The organism is Mariniluteicoccus flavus (assembly GCF_054776655.1).
The window spans coordinates 345283-366140 of sequence record NZ_BAAHBN010000002.1; the positions used below are offsets into that span (position 1 = coordinate 345283).

The window sequence follows — 20858 nt, forward strand, 5'->3', positions numbered from 1 at the left end:
GATTCCTCCTACGCCGTAACGAGCTGCATCAGCTCGGTGTAGTCGGTCACCACGTCGTAGGTGACGTCGTTGCCGTTCTGCTCGCTGAGGGATGCGAAGAACTTGCGGGCGCACTCGATCTTGGCGTCCTCAACGCCCTTCAGCTGGAGTGTAGACAGCGAGCCCTTCGTCTCGGCAACGAAGTAGACGTGCTTCACGCTGCCCTCGGTGAACGCGATGGCCCAGTCCGGGTTGTAGTCGCCGACCGGTGTGGGGATGAAGAACCCGCGCGGGAGCTTCGCGTAGACGGCGACCTCGTGGCTGGTGTCGAGTTCGGTGACGAACTCGCGCTCGATTTTGGAGTCGGTGATCACGTAGTCGTATACGTGCTTCTTGAGCTTCGAGCCGGCCTTCGAGAAGTCTTGGGCGGTCTGGTTCTCGGTGAAGATAGCGGAGTCGAAGCGGTCTTCGAGCGCGTCGTATGCGAGGTGTTCGACGATGACCGTGGCCTTCTGCTCGTTGATGAGCCGGGCCGCCTCGGTAATGAACTGCTCGGGGTTGAGGCGGAACTTGGCGAACGTTCCTGGCGTGACGCCGCGGAGGATCGCCGCGACCGTGCGACGGGTGAGCTGGGTCTTCTCGGTAATCTCGCCCAGCAGGTCGTACTTCACCTGCGAGCCGGCGCTCACGGTCTCGGTGTGCGTCTGCGTGGTCTGCACTGCGAAGCCGTAGCCGCTGGTCAGGTCGTCGGCCTCCAACTGCTCGCGCTGCTGGCCGGCTTGCACGACGTATTGCAGCGCGGCGACGTTGAGGTGCTTGTCGAGGTGGCCGATGGCCTTGCGGATCAGTTCGCCGGAGTCGAACTCGACCTGGTAGACGGCGCGGTGGTTGATTCTGCCCCACAACGCCTGGAACTCCTTGCGGGCGAAGTTGGCTTCGTTCAGCGGTATCTTCTTCGGCTTGCGGTCATCGGTTGGCACTGGCAGGTCGAGGTAGAGCACGTCGATCAGCGGCCACACGAAGTCGATCACCGGCTTGAGCACCTCGGACGTTGGCGCGGCGAGGGTGCCTTCTTCCTTGGCCTGCTTGTAGGCGTCGGAGATGGTGTCGTCGTCGTTCACGTAGTCGTTCTTGACGAGGTACTTGTAGAGGGCCTGGGCGACGGTTTCCTCGATGACCGACTCGCCGGAGAGCGTCTGGATGGTCTTGCCGACGAAGAACTTGACGCTGGCCTTGCGCGGCCGCGCGCCGAGCGACTCGGAGATTTCGCGTTGGAGACCGGTCACGAAGTCGGTGTAGGACTCGTCGGTGACGACGGTCAGCTCGTTGATGTCGTGCACCGTGACGGGGTTGTCCATCCGCTCTCCGTGCTGGTCGACGGCCAGCCGCAGGCCACGTCCGATCTCTTGGCGACGGGAGACGGTGTTGTCGCTCTTCTTGAGCATGCCCATGACGAACACGTTGGGGTTGTCCCAGCCCTCGCGCAGTGCGGAGTGGGAGAAGATGAACCGGACGGGTTCGACGAACGACAGCAGGCGTTCCTTGTCTTTGAGGATCAGGTCGTAGGCGTCGGTGTCCGTGGACTGGCCCTTATCGTCGCCCCGGCCGGAGACCTTGCCGTCGATCTGGTGCTTGGTCTTCTTGTCGATGGAGAAGTAGCCCTCGTGTACCCGGTGCACGTCGTCGCGGCGCAGGTAGGTCTGGTACTCCTCGGTGGCCGCATCGATGGCGAGTTCGCCGAGCACCTCGTCGCGGATCGCGGCGTACTCCTCTTCGAACATGCGCGCGTAGTCGCCGAGGGTGTCCTCGCGGCTGTAGTCGCGGTACTTGGCGACCTCGTCGATGAAGAACAGCGAGAGCACCTTGATGCCTTGGCTGAACAGCTCGCGCTCCTTGTCCAGATGTGCACGGACGACCTCGCGAATCTGGATGCGCCGCTTGGTCTCCTCGGTGACATCCCGGTCGGCGAGCTGCCCGGCCACGACCACATCGCCGTTGCTGAGCTCGATCACGTCGCGGTTGGCGTCCACCTCGGTGATGAACAAGCCCTTGTATGCCTCGATCCCATTGGAGACATCGTGAAGGTTTGCTCCCATGTCGAGGCGCTTGACCTGCCGTTTGATGCCCGAGGCTGTCTGCACCTCGATCTCGACCCGCGCCCGAGGCTTGGCACCCTTGGCGATCTCGATGGCGTCCAGGTACAGGTAGGCGGTCGATCCGGCGAGTCCCTTCACGGTGATGCCTCGCACGGCGATCTTCTTCACGAGCTTCTGGTTGTAGGCGTCCAGCGCGTCGAGGCGGTGCACCTTGGTGTGGTCGACCTTGTGCGTGGCGGAGTACCGCAGCAGCATCAGGGCGTTGAACCGTGACAGCGCTTCCAGCGACTTGGGCGCTCCGATCTTCTGCGGCTCGTCGATGATCACGATCGGCCGGTTGGCGCTGATCACGTCGATCGGACGGCGGGACTGGAAGTCGTCCAGCTCGTCGTAGATGCGGCGGTTGTCTTTGCCGGTGGCGTTGAACGCCTGGATGTTGATGATCATCACCTGCACCCCGGCGTCCGAGCTGAATCGCTCCAGCTCGTGCAGCTGGGAGGAGTTGTAGATGAACGAGCGCGGCTTGGTCCCGTAGAGCTGTTGGAAGTGCTCGGCGGTCACGTCGAACGACTTCTTCACGCCCTCGCGGATCGCGACTGATGGCACCACGATGATGTACTTCGACCAGCCGTACCGCTTGTGCAGCTCCATGATCGTCTTGATGTAGACGTAGGTCTTGCCCGTGCCGGTCTCCATCTCCACGTCAAGGTTCGGCGCACCCGGCGCGGCAGCACTAGAGGCGAGCTTGGCCGACAGCGGGAGGTTCCGTGACCGCTGCACCGCGTGGACGTTCTCCAGCAGTTGCGCTCCCGACAGGACGATCTCAGCGTTGCGCAGACCGGCGTCCGGCCGCTCCTCGGCCTCGAACAGTGCCGGGGCAGTCACGGGGCGGACCTTGCCGGGGTCGATCCGGTAGGAGATGCCGTCGTGCTTCGGCTGCCCGGCGAAGGTCTCGACGACAGCATCGACGGCATCGGTCTGGTACTGCTGGACCTTGAACTGGAGCTTCATCGAGTGTCTTTCTTTCTGCAACCGACGCTGTTCGTCGCCGCTGCTAGAAGGTTGCGGGCGGTGTGGATGCGTGTGTTCATGCTGATCCTGGCCCTCTAGCGGTCCCGCCTGTGTCGTCATCCTTCTTGCGAGAGGGCTCGAACTGCGCGCCTTCGTCGCCTGCGAAAGTAAGCTCCCATCGTGGCTTCGTGCGGGTGCCTCGGTTGATGATGACGCCGTGGCGTCGCAGATTCGTCAGTAGGTTCGTGATCTTGGTGGCCTTCTGCTGCTCGGTGAGCGCCTCGCTGAGTGCGGGCCGGAGGAGGGCCTCCACGTCGCCGCGGTTTGCGTGTCCCTGCGCGCGGAGGAAGTCAGTCAGCAGGGCGGCGTAGTGGGCATCCGCCTGGGGTCGGGTGCGGATGTAGTCGGCCATCGCTCCCGTTGCCGCCGCCACACGAGGGGTGATCCGGCGGTGGGGCTTGCGGGCCTCGATCAGGCCGACTCTGCGCAGATGGCGGGCGGCCTTCTCGCTGATGTCGAGTCCCTTCTGCACCCGGTCCAGCGCGAGCACGTCTTCGAGCGGGAGATCGGTACGGACCATGAGCAGCTGGGAGTACGACTCATCGATCACCGCACCCGGGATGGTGAGCTTCACCTCGCCAGCGGTGCTGAGGTCGTAGTCAGGTAGCGGCAAGAAGCGACGGACCTGATCCTGGACCATGCGGTGGATTCCGTAGCCCATCTGGTCGATGAGATTCAACTCAGTCATCGCCTCCACGAGGAACGGGTTGCGGTACTGCCGCGGGGTGCGCTCGTCCAGGGCGTAGTCGTCGGGTGTGCCGTCGAAGAACTCGCCCACGCTCTCGAACACGATGCGGTCAGCATGCTCGGTGACGATGATCCGAGAGTTTCGTGTGTAGTCCTGGTGCGCGATGCAGTTGTAGAGCGCTTCGAGCAGGCTGCGTTCGTCGTACTTGCTGATCTCTCGATAGATCAGCTCGTCGGGCGGCAGGAGCCGGAGCTGCACGTTGCGGATGCGCTTCGCGAGCGCGGTCGTGTTCAGCAGGAACGGCAGACGGAAGTGCTCGTTCGCCCGCTGCTCGCCAACGAGCTTCCAGGTCATCTGAGCCGGGTGCGGGGTCAGCAGGTGCGTGGAGGTGTCGGCGCCGAGCAGAAGGAGCGCAGCTCGGGTGATCCGACCGTCGCGGGTCAACCTCGCCTTGGCCAGGAAGGTCGTGTCATCCCATGCGTCGATGTCGGCGGCCGGGATGCGAGAGGCGTACCGCTCGGTGAACCCCTGACGCGCGCGGGCGATCGCCGCTGGATCGAGGTGAGCGAGCGTGGCGTCAGGAACCACGACCGCTGTCCAGTCCGCGCTGATCGTCTGCCGCCGAATCTCATCCAACTTGTCGAGCGAGAGCGGCACCAGGATCTCGCCGGCGCGAGCTCGGTAGTCACCCTTCCACGAGATTGGCATGCCGCGGGGCGCCGCTGGCACCTCAAGAAGGACCACACGCTTGCCCGAGTGCGTGACCTCGTAGACCTCTCTCACGGTCAGGCCTTGGTCGATGGACTGATGGATGTGGTGCTTCAAGGTCTGACGCTGCTGCACATCGATGAGATGCGTTGTGCCCGCGACCTGCCGAGCGTTCGAGACCCCGAAGACGAGCCACCCCGAGGCGAGTCCGCGTAGGTTCGCCTCGTTGCTCAGTGCCGAGACGTACTCACCTGTCTTGTCCGCAGAGAACTGCCGCGCAGCCTCCTTGAACTCGACAACCTCGTTCTCCCAACCGGCCAACAGCCGGTCGAGGAGCTCGGTGAGTTCGTCGTTCGTAAGGGTCATGTCGTTCCTCAGATAGTCCTTACCTCAGTCGCGGGCGACACCTCCCGGAACACCTGCTCGGCGTTGATACGTGCAGCGTCGGACTCGAAGGCATCGTCGCGGAAGACCACGCGCAGCGGGCCACGTTCGGCGATCACTCGCACGACCTCGGGAGTCACAGACTCAGCAAAGCAGGCGACCAGCGCATCATCGTCGACGGAGTACACCCCACGATCGTCGACCGTCTCTCGAACTATCGGTAGCGACAGGTCGAGGCCCCAATCGAGGAGGACGTGGAATAGGAGGTCCTCGCCGGAGCGGCTTGGTTTGATACTTCCTTGAAATGATTCAAGGTCGAACTGATTGGTAGCATTGGGCGCTCGTAGTGTGTCTTCAAGGTTCGTGGTGTCGACGCGGAGCGCACGGAAACCACGATCTGTGTGACCTGCACTGAGCCCCTCCCGTTCAACTAATGCCTGGCCAGACCGTCGCACCCTCTCGCGAGCGATCTCAGCGATACTGGTAAACCCTGCCCGCCGAGCTTCAGACCCCTCAGGGCACTCCTCATCGAGCTGGATGCAGATGAACCGCCTACCCCCGCCATCGAGTTCGTTGTGATCAATTACCGCCTGGGCCGTCGTTCCAGACCCTGCAAAGAAGTCCAGAATGACGGCGTGAGGATCGTCTATCCACGTGAGGAGTTTGGAAACTAGCTGGGGCGGCTTGGCGAAGTCAAAGATACCGCCGAGTCCTAGTTTTATGAGTGCCTTCGTGCCTTGATCATTCGTCACACCATCTAGGAAATCCCTCGGACGAATTCCGTCACCCAGACGATCTTCGAGGTAATACTTCGTGTACACGTTCCAGCGGGATTGGCGCCCATATTGATCCTGGAGTGGGCTGGATGGCGTTTCCTTGAAGACGAGTAGATCCTTCTTCTCCAGGTATGACTGGAAAGACCAGCGCCAAACGCGATCTTCTCGGCTCTCCGGCGGACGGTTCGAGGCATCGCCCACGGAAGCAGGGCGGTTCGGGCCGGGGGGAAGTACGAAAGTACCGTCAGGTGCTTCGATCCAGTACCGTTGATTTGCGCAGCCCCTCAACGGGTCAAGACTGGCCTGGTAGAGGCCAACTGTCGCGAAGTGCCCGCGGTCGTCGCGACCAGAGAACTTCTTTCGGTACTCATCAGGAACCTCGTCCATTAGAGGGGGGACAGCACTTGCGTTGCGGGCCACGGCAACCACGTAGTCCTTGGACGGTGCAAAGTGAGTGCCCTTATTTGAAGTCTTCTTGGTCACCCTGGCTACAGACGCAATGTAGTTGTTCGCGCCGAAAAGCTCCTTCAGTACCTCAACGAGACCTGCGTGCTCGCCGTCATCAATTGACACGAACATCACGCCATCATCCGAGAGCAGGTTGCGGGCCAACTTGAGCCGCGGATACATCATGCTCAGCCAGTCTGAGTGAAAGCGACCGTTGGACTCAGTATTGGCAGTGAGACGGGCACCGGAACTATCCGTCTGTCCAGATCGCTCCAAATACTCTTCGTTTGACTCCGCGAAGTCGTCCTCGTAGACGAAGTCGTTGCCAGTGTTGTACGGAGGGTCGATGTAGATCAGCTTCACCTTGCCGAGGTAGGACTCCTGCAGCAGCTTGAGTGCGTCGAGGTTGTCGCCCTCGATGAAGAGGTTCTTCGTGGTGTCGAAGTCGACCGACTCCTCCCGCACGGGGCGAAGGGTCTTCGCGATCGGAGCGTTCGCAGTGAAGGCGGCGGCACGCTTGCCGGGCCAGTCGAGCCGGTACCGTTCCTGCGGACCCTCCACGATGTGGTCGCTGAGTTCCTGGCGCAGCAGGTCGAAGTCGACCGCTCGCACGGGGTTGCCGTCGGCGTCGGAGCGCTCGGTGACGACGTTGGGGAACAGATCAGCGATCTTGTCGATGTTGGCCCGCGTGAGGTCGGGCGATGTCATGCGTAGTCTCTCCACGGGTTACCCCTGCTGTTCCAGTTCGTGTTGCTTGGTCTTGAGTGTGCGGCGGAGCTCGACCTTGCGGTTGAGCTGTGGCTCGGTACGGAGCTTGCGCTCCAAGGACGCGACCTCGCGCTCGAGCTTGCGCACTTTGGCCAGTCTGTCGGCGACGTCTGACATTTCTTCGCCCGGGCGGGCGGTGATCGGCGTCAGCGGCTGCAGGAGCGCTGCGTAGAGGGCGGGCAGCGTGATCGCTGTCGGCATGGCCTGCCGCTCCGTGTCTCCTGGCTGCCAGCCGGTCGAGTAGTAGGCACTGATCTTGGGCGCCCCGGTGCCGAGCTGCTTGTGTGCCGCGACGGTCCGCGCCTCGGGCTGCTCACCGCGGTGGTGCGCGATCTCGAAGATGATCGGGAACGGGATGGCCTTGTCGACGGCGCCCAGGACGGCTTCGCTCACGTCATCGGTTTTGGCGTCGATCGTGAAGACCTGTATCTCCGGCACGGTCGTCGTGCCGGGCAGGTTAATGGTGGCCTCGGCGAGTTTGTAGGCCCAGGTGATGCGTTGGACCTCGTTGATGAACTTCTCGCGGACAGCGGTGCTGACGGTGCCGTGCTCGTAGAACTTCTCCTTCGGCACTCGTCTGCCGAACTTCGCTGCCTCGGGCCAGCGGTAGAGGACGTCAGTCATCGGCGCCAGCCTAGGTGGGGTCTACGACGGCGATGAACGCGGTCAGCTCGAAGTCGTCGAGGCCGGCGATGGTCTGGGTGAGGGCGGTGGTGCTGCCGCCGGTGAAGAGGCTGTCGATGTCGCGTTCCTCGGTGACATCGATCATCGAGTGGATCGCGTCGGTGAGCAGCGCCGAGTACATCCCCATCTGGGCACCCTCGACGGTAGCGGCGTTGAACACCCCGACGACATCACTGACCGGCTCCTCGTAGGGGCGGCAGCCGGCGCGCAGTAGGTCGAGGAGGTGCTTGGCCTCGGTGTGGTTCGCGATGACTTCGCCCTGGTCGTCGAGGTAGACGAGGTAGTGCGGGTGGAGCCGGTTGCCTCGGTTGATGTGCTCGTCTGCGGTGAGGGTCCGCAGGGCGAAGATGACACCAGGCCGCAGTCCCTTGCTGGGGTCGGCGGGGATCACAGCGTGGAGACCGCGGGGTGCGGTGTCAAGGTCACCGTGTTCCTTGATGTATCCGAGAAGGTCCATGCGGAAGTCGTTGAGCCCGAGATCGGTGATCGACACCCCAGTGCGGACATCTTCGAGCTCGATGACCTCATCTTGGAGCTTGCGGAGCTGTTCTTTGCGGAAGGCCGCGTCGGAGTCTTCGAGGGTGAGGACGTTGTCGTCGGCGGTGCTGGCAAGGTCGGCGATGACCATGCGGTTCTCGACGCGTTCCTTGAGGTTGATGTACTCGTCGAGGGAGATGTCGGGCCAGAAGTTCACGAGCTGAATCTGGCTGTTGGTGGAGCCGATGCGGTCGATGCGTCCGAAGCGCTGGATAATGCGCACGGGGTTCCAGTGGATGTCGTAGTTGATCAGGTAGTCGCAGTCCTGGAGGTTCTGGCCCTCGCTGATCACGTCGGTACCGATGAGCACATCCAGCTCGCGCGTCTCGCGCGGCATCGTGAGGTGGCGCTGCTTTGAGCGCGGCGAGAACAGGGACATGACCTGCTGGAAGTCGAAGCCCGTGCCGAGGGTCGTCTTCGCACCGTGGCTTCCGCCGGTGATCACCGCAGTGTCGAGTCCCGCCGCCGCGAGGGTGGGCGCCAGCTCTCGATAGAGATAGTCGGCCGTGTCGGCGAAGGCGGAGAACACGAGCACCTTGCGGTTGCCGTCGTTGAGCGGGTGCTGGGCCTTGTCCTGGATGAGCTGCTTGAGTTTGCGGAGTTTGAGGTCGCGGTCGGGAGTGACTTTGCGCATCTCGTCGAGGAGCTCGCGGAGTGTCTCGCGGTCGTTCCACAGGTCGCGCTGCCAGGACTCGATGTCGAGGTCGTTGAGGTCGATCTTGATCTTCTCACCGAACGACAGCGCCTCGATGTTCGCGTCGTCTTCGTCATCGACATCGAAGTCGAGCCCGGCGAGCTCGGGGCTGAGGTCGGCGAGGTTGCCCGCGTGGTTGCTGATGCGTCCCAGCGTCTGGCTGACGGACTCTTCGATCTTCGCCAACGTGAGACGGAAGGCATCGACCGAGCTCTCCAGACGCTTGAGCAGGTTGACGGTCATGAGCTTCTTCAAGCCTTGCTCACGTCCTGCCTGCCCGAGGTTGGATCGAGCGCTGCCTGCGGTGACGTTGTAGAGGTCTTCGTACTTGGAGCGCCGGCTCGGGAACACGTAAGCGAGCGGGGTATAGACGGCGAGAGTCAGGGCTTGGAGCTGCTCGAAGATGTCGTTGAAGCCGGGCACATCCGGGAGGTGCGTGAGCGGCTCGCGGATAGAGATCGGTGGACGGCGCTCGGGGAATGCGCCGATCTCGGTGGTGTCATAGAACGCTTGGATGTGCTTGCGGGAGCGGGCGATGGTGACCGAATCGAGCAGCTCGAAGAAGTCGAAGTCGAGCATCTGGAGGATGCGGTCGGTGGTGCGCTGCTCGGGATCGAGCTTGGACCACTCGTTGAACACGCGCTGGGCGTCGGAGAACACCTTCTCGACGGTCGTGGAGAGGCTCAGGTGCTGGGCGAGGTTCTCTGACTCGCCCTCGTAGGCGAGCTGGAGTTGGTTCTTGAGGTCGTTGAACCGGTTGTTCACCGGCGTGGCTGAGAGCATCAGCACCTTGGTCTTGACGCCCTCGCGGATGACTTGGCGCATGAGGCGCTGGTAGCGGGACTCCTTCTCTTCGGCGTAGTCGGCGTTGCGGAAGTTGTGGGACTCGTCGATTACGACGAGGTCGTAGTTGCCCCAGTTGATCCGGTCCAACCGCAGCCCGAGCGACTCACCTTTGGTGCGAGAGAGATCGGTGTGGGCGAGCACGTCGTAGTTGAACCGGTCGGCGGCGAAGATGTTGGTCGTGAGGTTGGCGTTGTAGTTCGTCCAGTTCTCCGCGAGCTTCTTTGGGCACAGCACCAGCACCGACTTGTTGCGCAGCTCGTAGTACTTGATGACCGCGAGCGCGGTGAACGTCTTGCCGAGGCCCACGGAGTCGGCGAGGATACAGCCGTTGTACGTCTCCAGCTTGTTGATGATGCCGGTGGCCGCGTCGCGCTGGAAGTTGTAGAGGCTCTGCCAGACCTTCGTCTCCTGATACCCAGTGCGGTCGTTCGGCAGCACGTCCTCGTTGATGTCGTCGAGGAACTCTGCGAACAGGTTGTAGAGGATCAGAAAGTAGATACGTGCCGGCGAGTTCTCGGTGTACACGCTCGCGATGTGGTCGTGGACGGCCTGGGTGACATCGCTGACCTGCTCGGGGTTATTCCAAATCTGGTCGAACAGCTGCATGTACTGCTCGGTCATCGGAGCCTCGTCGAGCCGGTTCACGAAGCTCGACACGGCGTTGCCGCGCTCGTAGCCGAGATCGGCGGTCGTGAACCCCTGGAGCTGGGTGTAGGCAGCCTTGTCATCGACGACCGCGAACTGCTGCATCGGGTTGCCCGTGGCGTTCGAGCGGAAGGTGACCTTCCGGCGAACCCAGTCCGCGCACTCTCGTGCGATAGCGCGCTGGGTGAGCTTGTTGCGTAGCCTGATCTCGAAGTCGGACCCGGCAAGGCTCGACTCGGCCTGTCCGCCGGGGATGAAGAACTCGCGCCGCTCCTTGCGGAGCTTGTCCGTCACCTTCTCGGTCACGAACGACGGCGACGTGAAGATGAACTCCAGCTCGCTGACCTTCTCCAACTCCTTGCGGAGCGCCTCGAACGCGAAGATCGAGAACGTCGACGCGGCGATGCGCACCTTCGAGCCCGGCGCGATCTCGGCCTTGAGATCGTCACCCAGGAGGTCGGAGACGTTGTTGATGATTCGCACGTGACTACCCGGCGTCCTCGTCGTGAGTCGAGGATGATGCGCCGCCTCGTCGCACCCAGTCATCGATCTCGCTGGCTTCGAACTTCCAGAGGCGTCCGACCTTGTGGGCGGGCATGGCCTTCTCGGCGATCCAGGTGTAGACGGTGTCCTTGGTGACCCCGAGGTGGGCGGCGATGTCGTCTGCGGACAGCCACGGCTCAGCCACGTTGGTCCTCCCTCGCTCTATGGCCCAGGCAGGCCAACTCTCACGATGATACCGGCGGAGGTACGGCTTGAGTTGGGTTTCTCCGGGCGTGGCCGAACGAGATGGGTGCCGAGAGCGGTGGGTCCGGTCGGCCGATCAGCGTGCGACACGCGACTGGAGCCAGGAGGTCACTGACTTATGCCACCGGTCGGGGTCGGCGTTCCAGCAGAGGGTGTGGCCGGCGTCGAAGGGCTCCAGCGTGACGAGGTCCGGGCGGGCGTCTCGGAGTGCTTGAGAGAGCCCGATCGGCACGGAGTCGTCGCGGGTGCCGTGGAGGATCAGGATCGGCGTCACGAGGTCTGCGGCTCGCGCAGTCCAATCGAACGAGCGGAGCGGAATGCGCTCCGGCAACCCGACGGCGCGCGCCAACGGGTGAAGGGTGAACCACGGGATCGCGAGGTGCCCGGCCGTTGCGGGCAGTCCGCTTCGGGCGCAGTTGGTCTTGATGACCTCAGACCAGTCGAGTACTGGTGAGTCGAGGACGAGCCCGGCGATCAGCTCATCGTGTCGCGGCTGGTCGGCGAGTTGGAGCGCGATGGCGGCTCCCATTGACCAGCCGAAGAGCACGACCTGGCGGGCTCCGCGTCGGACTGCGTAGCCGATGGCTTCGTCAACGTCGGCCATCTCGGTGTCGCCGAGGGTTGAGCGGCCGTTGCCGACGCGGGGGTCTTCTGCGGTGTTGCGGTAGCTGACGACGAGTGAGGTGTACCCGAGTTCGGTTGCGGCGAGGACCCCTCGGAGGGTGCCGGCGCGGGTGCTGCCGAGACCGTGGATGTGGATTGCCCAGACCGAGGGGTCGCCGTCGATGCGCCAGGCCGGGCATTGTCCGGCGGGAGTGGCGATGGTGATGTCGCGTACACGAAGTCCGCCGTCGGCCGGGGTGGCGTAGTAGATGCCGCTCCACGAAGCGCGATCACCGGCCTTCGGGGTCAGACCGGGCGCTACGCCTGTGATCCTGCGGGCGACGTGGGTGGGTCCGCAATCGATGATCTTGGTGGAGAGTTGCGCCCAGCCGCCGTGCTCGAACGCCGACGCCCGAGCCCACCTCGACGACGCCCTCGGCCTGCTCGCCAACTGCGCCGACATCTACACCCGCTGCGACGACACCAACCGGCGTCTGTGCAACCAGGCGTTCTTCACGAAGGTCTTCATCGACGAGGACAACGAACTGCGCGTCCAGCACAACCGCCCCTTCGAGATGCTGCTCGATCCGCAGGTCAACGCCAACGCTCTAACCTGGGTCGCGGACGCGAACAAGGCCCGAACCTCGACCAACGTTTCCGTTGGCAAGGGTTCGAGCCTTGTGCGTGCGGTGGGCGCAGAGGGACTCGAACCCCCGACATCCTGCTTGTAAGGCAGACGCTCTAACCAACTGAGCTATGCGCCCGAGGGCTGCACCATGGTAGCCGCTTTCAGCCACGCCTGCGCGAATCGCTCGCCGACGACCTGGTGGGTCTCGGGCCCGGGGTGCAGCGCGTCGGGGAGGGGAAGGGTCGCGGCGTCCGCCTCGCCGTAGAGCTCGAGCCCGTCGAGGTGGTGGAGGTTCGGGTCGGTGGCGCGCCGCTCGGCGACGATGCGGGCGAGTTCGTCGCGGACGACCTTCAGGGTCAGCGCGCCCGCTCCGACGGCCGCCGGATCGCCTGCGGCGGCGAACCGTAGCTCGCCACGGGCCATGGCCTCGGGGTCGAAGGTCCCGGGGCCGGGCGTGTCCTCGTGGATCCCGCAGAACAGCGGGGACACCACGAGCAGCGGCGTCGTCGGGTGCCCGTCACGGATGGTGTCGAGCATCCCGTGGACGGCCGGGCCGAACGCCCGCAGGCGCATCACGTCGCGGCCGACGACGTTGATGCCGACTTTCATGCTGATGACGTCGGCGGGGGTGTCGCGGATGTGGCGCGCGACGAAGGGGTCGAGCAGGGCGCTGCCGCCGAAGCCCAGGTTGACGAGGTCCACGCCGGCGAGGCGGGCCGCGACGACGGGCCAGATGCCGGTCGGGCGCGTGGCATTCGACCCGTGGCTGATGGAGCTGCCGTGGTGGACCCACACGGGGCGGGCGCTCGGTGGCGCGGGCTCGACCGGTGCGTCCGCGCGGAGCTCGACGATCGTCAGGGATTCGTTGTGCGGAAGCCAGATCTCGACGTCCTTGGCGTCGGGGGAGAGCTCGGCGAAGTGCACCGTGCAGGCGGGGCCCGGCTCGACCTCGGGCCGGCCCGTGGCGAGGTCGATCGTGACCCGGGTGCCCGCCGAGGTGGGGGAGTGGTTCACGACCTCGCCGCCGACGACCAGCTCCACGACGCCATCGGGGCGCGCGGGCAGGGCGCGAAAGACCGTGACCGTCCGATGGAGGTCGAGTTCGAGGACGGTGGCGGAGGTGCGGAGGGCCAGGCGGACGCCGCTGGGCTGGGCCTCGACCATCGCGAGCTGCGGGTCGGCGGACTGCGCCCGCGCCCACCCGGGCAGGCGGTGCACCCGAAGGCCCTCGTCGGTCTGCTCGACCTCGGCGGCTCCGCGGACGAGGGGGTCGATCGGGACGGCGATCAGCGCGGGCGGAGTCATGGGGGCATCGTCGCACGTGCGCGATCGCACGCTCGATGCGCCCGAGGGCTCCTATGGCGCCGCCCGGGCGCATCGACGGTGCGATCCGACACGGTTCACCCTCCCGACACCTCCGGGTCGCCCGGCTGCGGCACGATGGGCCGCGTGACGAAGATCTGGGCCCACCGCGGGGCATCGGCCTATGCGCCCGAGAACACCATCGAAGCCTTCGAGCTCGCCGAGCGCCAGGGGGCGGACGGCATCGAACTGGACGTCCAGCTCAGCGCCGACGGGGAGCTCGTGGTCATCCACGACGAGACCGTCGACCGCACGTCGACCGGGTCAGGAAGGGTCGTGGACCTGTCGCTGGACTCCCTGCGTGCGTTCGACTTCGCGAACGGCATGGCGGGCTTCTCTGACGTCCGCATCCCCACGCTGGGCGAGGTGTTCGAGGCGGTCAGCCCCGGGGACATGGTGGTCAACGTCGAGCTCAAGAACGGCATCAACTTCTATCCCGGCATGGAGAAGCGAGTCGTCGACCTCGTGGGTGACCTGGGGATGGCAGACCGGGTGTTGATCTCGTCGTTCAACCACTACAGTCTGAAGACGGTGCAGCAGCTCGACCCCTTGCTCCCGTTGGGGCTGCTGTTCGCCGAGGGCCTCTATCTGCCGTGGGAGTACGCGGCCGACTTCGGCGCCCGGGCGATCCACCCGGCGCTGCCGTTCCTGCAGGTGCCGGGCGTGGTCGAATATTCCCACCAGGCCGGCGTCGAGGTGAACGTCTGGACGGTGAACGAGCCGGAACACCTGGCCCTGTGCGTCGCCGCCGGGGTTGATGGCATCATCACCAACCACCCTGACCGCGGGCTGGACGCGCTGAACTCCTGACCTGTCGCGGAGTCAGCCCCGCGGCTTCAGCTCCTGCTCCCGCACCCGCGGCGTGACGGGGAGGGCGCGCTTGTGTCCGGTGCGGCGATACCAGCCAAGGATGGTCTTCTCGGCGTCGGCCGGCACGTCGAGGCCCTCGAGGTAGTCGTCGACGTGCTCGTAGCGGACGCCCAGGGCGACCTCGTCGGCGACCAGTGGCTTGTCGTCCTCGAGGTCGGCGGTGGGCACCTTCTCGACCACGCGCTCGTCGGCCCCGAGGAAGCGCGCGATCTCCTTGACCCGACGTTTGGGCAGGCCCGTGAGCGGGGTGAGGTCGCAGGCGCCGTCGCCGAACTTGGTGAAGAAGCCCACGATGGCCTCGGCCGCCTGGTCGGTGCCGATGACGAGCAGGCTGCGCGCCCCGGCCACCGTGTATTGGGCGATCATGCGCTCGCGGGCCTTCACATTGCCTTTGACGAAGTCGTCCTTCTCATCGGTGACCGGCATGCCGGCGCCGATGAGCTCGGCCCACAGGCCGTCGACGGCCGGCTTGATGTTGACCGTCATGCGCTCGTCGGGCCGGATGAACCCCAGTGCGCGCTGCGCGTCGTCCTCGTCCTTCTGAGTCCCGTAGGGCAGCCGCATCGCCACGAAGGTGGCATCGCCCCCCTGCTCGCGTACGCGTTCGCAGGCGAGCTGGGCCAGTCGTCCGCCGACCGACGAGTCGACGCCGCCGGAGATGCCGAGCACATAGCCCGAGCAGCGCGTGAAGCGCAGGTAGTCGGCGAGGAAGGCCACGCGTCTCTCGACCTCGGTGGCGGCGTCGAAGCGGTCCGGAGCGACGACCTCGAGCTCGTCGATGATCTGGGTCTGGAGCTGCTTGTCCACGGAAATCCCTTCAGCGGTGGGAAACGGTGAGGTGGTCGGGCGTCACTTGCCCATCAGGCGCTGCTTGACCGCGGCGGCGACCGTGCCGCCGTCGGCGCGGCCCTTCGCCTTCTCGTTGACCGCGCGCACGATCTGGCCCATCTGCTTCATCGAGGCGTCGGGTCCGGCGGCGGCGACCTCCGCATCCACGAGCTCGGCCAGCTCGGCGTCGGTCAGCGGGGCAGGAAGATAGGCCTGCAGGATCTCGGCCTCGGCCAGCTCGACGTCGGCGAGGTCCTGACGGCCGCCCTTCGCGTACTCGTCGGCCGAGTCGCGGCGCTGGCGGACCTGCTTGGTGACGATCGCGAGTTCCTGGTCGGCGGTGAGCTCGTGGGCGGCGTCGCCGGACACCTCCTCGGTCTGGAAGGCCGACAGCATGGCGCGGAGCACCTTCGTGGTCTCCTTCTCCTTCGCCTTCATCGCGGCGGTCATGTCGGCGCGAAGGCGGTCCTTGAGCTCGGCCATGGTGGGCTCCTTTCGTCGTCGGTACGCCGTCCATCCTCCCACGCGGGAGGAAGCGGTTTTCGGTGGCGGGCCGGGGCTATCGCACCGGTGGCAGGGGAGTGGCGGGGTCGACGACCTCGGCGTGGGGGCGCTTCGCCTCGATGCCGTCGCCCGAGGACCGTCCCGTGAGCCGGCGGTGCATCCATGGGCCGAGGTGCGTCCGCGTCCACGCGGCGTTGCTGGACAGCATCGTGCGCCACGGCACGGGCTGCAGCGGCGGCAGCGGCTCCAGGAGGTCGCCCTCGGCGGCCTCGAACCCCAATGCCGCAAAGGCTTTCAGGGAGACGTGCTCGTGGCCCTCGGCCGTCATGTGGATGCGGTCCTCGGCCCACAGGCGCCAGTCCTTGAGGACGCCCATGCCCCACTGGTTCACCACGTGGCAGCCGTGGGCCTCGGCGATCGACCAGATGCGCGAGCCGTAGGTCGCCGCGCGGCCACGCGTCCACTCGATGACGGGGGCGTTGACGGGATCCATGGGCGTCGCCAGCAATACGTCGGCGCCGGCCTCGCGCAGGCGGACGACGGCGGCCTCGAGCTGGTCGCCCAGTGCGTCGATGTCGGCCCGGGGGCGCAGGATGTCGTTCCCGCCCCCGACGAGCGAGACGAGGTCGGGCTCGAGCGCCAGGGCGAGCTCGACCTGGCGCCCGACGACGTCGTCGAGCTTGCGGCCGCGGATGGCGAGGTTGGCGTACTCGAACTGCGATCCTTCGCGGGCCGCGACGACCGCGAGGCGGTGGGCGAGGCGATCGGCCCACCCCACATAGCGGTTCGCGCGCGTCGGATCGGCGTCCGACATGCCCTCTGTGAAGGAGTCGCCCACGGCGACGTAGCGGCGCCAGGGACGGGGCGAGGTGGCGATCATGCGTCGAACTCCTGTGGGGTGTGGCGGGTCCAGGTGAAGGCGGGGTCGCGGCGGTCGAGGAAGGCGGTCCGGCCCTCGGCGAGGTCGGGGCCGGAGTTCGCGCGGCGCAGCCAGTCGCCGGCCAGGGCCGCCACGTCCGGGCGGTGCGCGGTGATGCCGTCCACGATCTCCTTGGTGGCCTGGACCGTGAGCTGGGAGCGCGAGGCGATGCGGTCGGCGACGTGGAGGGCCCGGTCGAGCACGGTGTCCGGGGCGACGACCTCGTCGACGAGCCCGATGTGGAGGGCGCGGGCGGCACCGATGGGCTCGCCGGTGAACGTGAGGAGCTTCGTCGCTGCTGGGCCGATGAGGTGGACCAGACGCTGGGTCGCCGACAGGGGATAGATGATGCCGAGATTGGCGGGCGGCACCGAGAAGCGGGCGTCGTCGCCGGCGATCCGCAGGTCACACGCGGTCGCCACCTCACAGCCGCCGCCCAGGCAGAACCCCGTGATGGCAGCGATCACGGGCTTCGGGCAGTCGGCGATCGAGGCCTCCGCGGCCACCGGGAGGCGGGCGTCGCCGAGCTGGTCGAGCTCGGCGATGTCCGACCCCGCGGAGAAGTGGGCGCCGGCGCCGGTGAGGACGACGACCTTCACCGCGTCGTCCTCGGTGATCCGCGCGAACAGCGGGGGGAACGACTCCCACATCGCGACCGAGATCGCGTTGCGCTTGGGAGCGTTGTCGATCGTCACGATCGCCGTGTGGCCACGGATTTCGGTGGTCAGCTGCGGCACGTGAGGCCCTCCGGGTCGGTGATCGTGAGCGGCCTCTGCTCAGCCTCCGGCATCGCGATGCGGAGCTGTCCCCACGGGGGTGCGTACGCGCCGCGGTGGGCGATGCCGAGGGTGACCGCGTCCGGCGTCGAGGTGAGCGTCCAGTCAATGACCAAATGGTCGTCGGTCGTCCAGCCGTGGCCGACGCCGTCGTCCTCGAACACCTGGCCCTCGGTCTTCACGGTTCCCTCGGACGCCGGCGCCGGGAAGAGCCGCAGCGTGCGCGTGGTGTCGGCGGCCGGGTCGACGTGCGCAATCCGTTCCGACATGGGGATCGCGCCGCCCGCACGCACGAGCAGGGGGAGGCGGTCGAGGGGCGCGTCGAGGGTGATCGTCTGGCCGGACGCGTGGTGTTCGCCCGTGTGCCAGTCGATCCACCCGGCGCCGCCCGCGGGGAGGCGGACGCGCCGCGTCGTCGCCCGCGGCTCGACGACCGAGGCGACGAGGATCTCCTTGCCCAGCAGGAAATCATCGGTCTCCTCCCAGGCCCCCGGGTCGTCGGGGAAGTCGAAGAAGACCGGGCGGAGCATCGGGTCGTCGAACGCCGCCGCGCGCCACAGGAGCGTGTAGAGGTAGGGGAGCAGGCGATAGCGCAACGCGATCGCGTCGCGGACGGCGGGCAGGGCGTCGGCGTACATCCAGGGCTCGTTGACGGTGTGGTCGTCGTTCCACGAGTGGATCGTGAATCGAGGATGCATGACGCCGTTCTGCACCCAGCGCACGAAGAGCTCAGGATCGGGCCGGTCGCCGGAGAAGCCACCGACGTCGTGGCCGATGTTGTAGAGGCCCGACATCGACATGCCCACACCCATGCGGGTGTTGTAGCGCAGGGTTCGCCAGCTCGTGCGGTTGTCGCCGGACCACGTCTGCGCATAGCGCTGCAGCCCGATCGGCCCCGAGCGCGTGATCAGGTAGGGCCGCGCGTCCGGCGCGTACGCCTCCTGCGCCTCGCGGGACGCCTTGTTCATCAGCAGCGGATGCAACGGCCGGATCGCCTTCACCGGAAGGGATCGACCGAACCCGTCGCACACCGCCGCGCCGTCGGTCACCGGATATTCGTTGTTGTCGTTCCACGTCGAGCCGATGCCGAGCTCGAGCAGCTGGCTCGTCACATTTCCCTGCCACCAACGGATCGTGGCCGGATTGGTCATGTCGAGGTGGCTGCCCCAGTCGTCCCAGAACGGGGAGCGCTCCGGGGCGCCGGTGTCGGGGTCGGTGAGGAACAGGCCCTCGCGCTCGGCGTCGGCGTACGCGGGGTGGTCGTGCAGCAGGCACGGCTTGATGTTGGCCGCGAGGTGGATGCCGGCCTCGGCGAACGCGGCGGTGGTCGCCCTCGGCTCCGGGAACTTGTCGCGGTTCCAGTGGAAGACGTAGCGCTTGCCGGCGATCGACGTGTAGCCGGAGCTCAGCTGGAACGAGTCGCACGGGATGTCGTGCTCGCGGCACAGGTCGATGAACTCGAGCAGCTGCTCGCTCGCGTTCGGCGCGTCGGTGTAGTGCATGGTCGAGCCCGAATAGCCCAACGACCACTTCGGCGGGAAGCACGTGCGCCCCGTCAGACGCGGGATCTCCCGCGTCACCGCCTCGACGCCATCGGCCACCCACAGGTAGTAGTCGAGGTCGCCGCACTCGGCGGTGTAGGTGCGGTAGCGCCGGTGGTAGTTGTCGATCTCGTTGCCCAGGTCGAACCAGCTCGTCGCCAGGTTGTCGTAGAGCATGCCGAAGGGGGCCCACCCCGCTCCGGCGTCAGCGACCCGGGGAGCCGTGATCGTCACGGGCACGTGCTTGTAAAGCGGATCGGTCGACCCCGCGTCATAGCCCATCGCGTCGAGCCCGCGCAACTCGAAGCGGCGTCCGGTGCGTTCCAGGTCGCCGGCCTTCTCGCCCAGCCCGAAATAGCGGTGGTGGGCCGGGAAGTCCTGCCAGTGGTGGACCGAGCCGTCGCGGCCCACCGCGTACGCGCCCGTCACCCGGTCGTGCACCAGCGGCGCCCACGCGGCGTCGGCACCCGCGTGCTCCCACTCCAGCCGCACCGGGTCGGCCTGGACCCGTACGCGCAGCCGATCGGTCGCGATCGTCAGGACGCCCGCGTCCTCGCTGATCGTGCAGCTCGGCAGGGGAAACCCGTCCAGCGAGGCGCGGTCGCGGCCCTCGAAGGGCACGTCGCCCTCCGGCGCGACCAGCCACGTGCGGTCGACCAGCGACACCGAGTCGGGCTGGAGCCACACCCGGAACAGGTGCTCATCGAGCACGGCGACAGTCAGCCGGTGGCGCCCGTCGACCTCCCACACCACCTTGTGGGTGTCGTGGTCCACGAGTCGCAGGTCCCGCAGGATCTTCATGCGCCGAGGCTAGCCGGGCCTTGGCCGCACCGGCCCGCCGGTCCGCGACAAGCGTGACGCCGCGACCCCGACCGTCAGGCGGCCGAGGCCAGTCGGCTCGCATAGAACAGCAGCGTCGCCATGAGGTTGTTGAACAGGTGGGCCGCGAGCGGATAGGCCAGCTTCCCCTTCGACCGCACATAGAGGACGGACAACACGGCGCCGAGGATGACGTATTGACCGAGGTCGGCGAGCCCGCCCAGCGTGAACGACTTCAGGTGGATCAGGGCGAAGGCCGCGGTGGAGAGGAGGCACAGGACCCAGAGTGGCGCCCAGCGTCGGAGGCGTCCGATCAGGACCTCGCGGAAGATCAGCTCCTCGGCCAGGGGGCCGACGACGACGATGATCACCGTGCTCAGCACCGACGCCTGCAGCAGCTGGTTGACCGCGGTCTGGTTCTCCGTCACAGGCGTCGCGCCTCCCCGCACGGCGAGCAACACGGCCGAGGCGAGGAAGACCACAAGGAAGGCGCCGACGGCCGATCCGAGCACCCGCCACGGGTGGCGGCGACAGTCGGCGAGGGCTGCGCGCAGCGTCTCCCGGAACAGGACGATGCCGGCGGCGCCCAGCACCGCGTACGCCGCGACGGTGACCGCGTTCCAGACCCCGAGGCGCTCCTGGGGCACGAACCGCCCCACGATCTCGGGCATCGCGTGCGCGAGCAGCGCATAGAGGGCGACGTAGGTGACGGGGTTCCGCCAGCCCGTGCCGGTCGCTTCAGGGGTGGGGGCGGGGGTGGTGCTCTGCATGGGTGGGGTTCGATCCGTTCCGGTGTTCAAGGTCGCCGTGCCGCCTCGACGGTGACACGTCCCGGGCCTGCGGCCGGGCAACCTCAAAGCGTACCCTCACCTGTCGAAACCGCTCGCGGGATTCGCGTGGGCGGCGAGCACGCTGGTATGGTTCCCCGGTTGCCGTCA

General features: G+C 66.3%; 15 protein-coding genes and 1 tRNA gene. 1 reads left to right on the top strand and 15 read right to left on the bottom strand.

Features of this window, described 5'->3' with window-relative positions; genetic code table 11:
• Positions 1-8: 8 nt before the first annotated feature.
• From ACYVAG_RS05580 to ACYVAG_RS05620, 9 genes are all read right to left on the bottom strand, one after another.
• The gene (locus ACYVAG_RS05580; protein WP_460767647.1) at positions 9-3086 is read right to left on the bottom strand and encodes a type III restriction-modification system endonuclease; all 3078 of its coding nucleotides are present in this window, start codon (positions 3084-3086) and stop codon (positions 9-11) included.
• Positions 3087-3162: 76 nt separating this feature from the next.
• Positions 3163-4908, bottom strand: coding sequence for an RNA-binding domain-containing protein (locus ACYVAG_RS05585; RefSeq protein WP_460767650.1), 1746 nt, complete (start codon positions 4906-4908; stop codon positions 3163-3165).
• A gap of 8 nt (positions 4909-4916) precedes the next feature.
• Positions 4917-6857: a site-specific DNA-methyltransferase gene (locus tag ACYVAG_RS05590; protein ID WP_313366558.1), complete on the bottom strand. Its 1941-nt coding sequence runs from the start codon at positions 6855-6857 to the stop codon at positions 4917-4919.
• An 18-nt stretch (positions 6858-6875) separates the two neighbouring features.
• Positions 6876-7541, bottom strand: a complete 666-nt coding sequence (locus ACYVAG_RS05595) for a DUF4391 domain-containing protein (protein ID WP_313366557.1) — start codon at positions 7539-7541, stop codon at positions 6876-6878.
• 10 nt (positions 7542-7551) lie between these two features.
• Entirely contained in the window at positions 7552-10806 is a 3255-nt protein-coding gene (locus ACYVAG_RS05600; protein WP_460767654.1) for a helicase-related protein, read from the bottom strand.
• 4 nt (positions 10807-10810) lie between these two features.
• On the bottom strand, positions 10811-11011 hold the full coding sequence (locus ACYVAG_RS05605) for a helix-turn-helix domain-containing protein (protein WP_460767657.1): 201 nt from the start codon (positions 11009-11011) through the stop codon (positions 10811-10813).
• Between the two features lie 135 nt (positions 11012-11146).
• Complete coding sequence (locus tag ACYVAG_RS05610) at positions 11147-12136, bottom strand: alpha/beta hydrolase (protein WP_460767660.1); 990 nt, start codon at positions 12134-12136, stop codon at positions 11147-11149.
• Positions 12137-12363: 227 nt separating this feature from the next.
• Positions 12364-12437 (bottom strand) — tRNA-Val (locus ACYVAG_RS05615).
• Positions 12428-13606 (bottom strand): SGNH/GDSL hydrolase family protein, encoded by a 1179-nt coding sequence (locus ACYVAG_RS05620; protein WP_460767663.1) that lies wholly within the window; start codon positions 13604-13606, stop codon positions 12428-12430. The genes ACYVAG_RS05615 and ACYVAG_RS05620 overlap by 10 nt, the downstream gene beginning before the upstream one ends.
• Before the next feature lie 144 nt (positions 13607-13750).
• Here ACYVAG_RS05620 and ACYVAG_RS05625 point away from each other — a divergent pair, with 144 nt between their 5' ends.
• The gene (locus ACYVAG_RS05625; protein ID WP_460767667.1) at positions 13751-14473 is read left to right on the top strand and encodes a glycerophosphodiester phosphodiesterase; all 723 of its coding nucleotides are present in this window, start codon (positions 13751-13753) and stop codon (positions 14471-14473) included.
• A gap of 12 nt (positions 14474-14485) precedes the next feature.
• On the opposite strand, the gene nadE is transcribed toward ACYVAG_RS05625, so the two are convergent.
• From nadE to ACYVAG_RS05655, 6 genes are all read right to left on the bottom strand, one after another.
• Positions 14486-15340, bottom strand: a complete 855-nt coding sequence (nadE, locus tag ACYVAG_RS05630; protein WP_460767670.1) for an ammonia-dependent NAD(+) synthetase — start codon at positions 15338-15340, stop codon at positions 14486-14488.
• A gap of 42 nt (positions 15341-15382) precedes the next feature.
• Entirely contained in the window at positions 15383-15844 is a 462-nt protein-coding gene (locus ACYVAG_RS05635; RefSeq protein ID WP_460767673.1) for a GatB/YqeY domain-containing protein, read from the bottom strand.
• A 76-nt stretch (positions 15845-15920) separates the two neighbouring features.
• Positions 15921-16745, bottom strand: coding sequence for an SGNH/GDSL hydrolase family protein (locus tag ACYVAG_RS05640; protein WP_460767676.1), 825 nt, complete (start codon positions 16743-16745; stop codon positions 15921-15923).
• On the bottom strand, positions 16742-17521 hold the full coding sequence (locus ACYVAG_RS05645) for an enoyl-CoA hydratase/isomerase family protein (protein ID WP_460767679.1): 780 nt from the start codon (positions 17519-17521) through the stop codon (positions 16742-16744). The genes ACYVAG_RS05640 and ACYVAG_RS05645 overlap by 4 nt, the downstream gene beginning before the upstream one ends.
• Entirely contained in the window at positions 17509-19902 is a 2394-nt protein-coding gene (locus ACYVAG_RS05650) for a glycoside hydrolase family 31 protein (protein ID WP_460767682.1), read from the bottom strand. The genes ACYVAG_RS05645 and ACYVAG_RS05650 overlap by 13 nt, the downstream gene beginning before the upstream one ends.
• A 74-nt stretch (positions 19903-19976) precedes the next feature.
• The gene (locus ACYVAG_RS05655) at positions 19977-20690 is read right to left on the bottom strand and encodes a lysostaphin resistance A-like protein (protein WP_460767685.1); all 714 of its coding nucleotides are present in this window, start codon (positions 20688-20690) and stop codon (positions 19977-19979) included.
• Between the last annotated feature and the right edge of the window lie 168 nt (positions 20691-20858).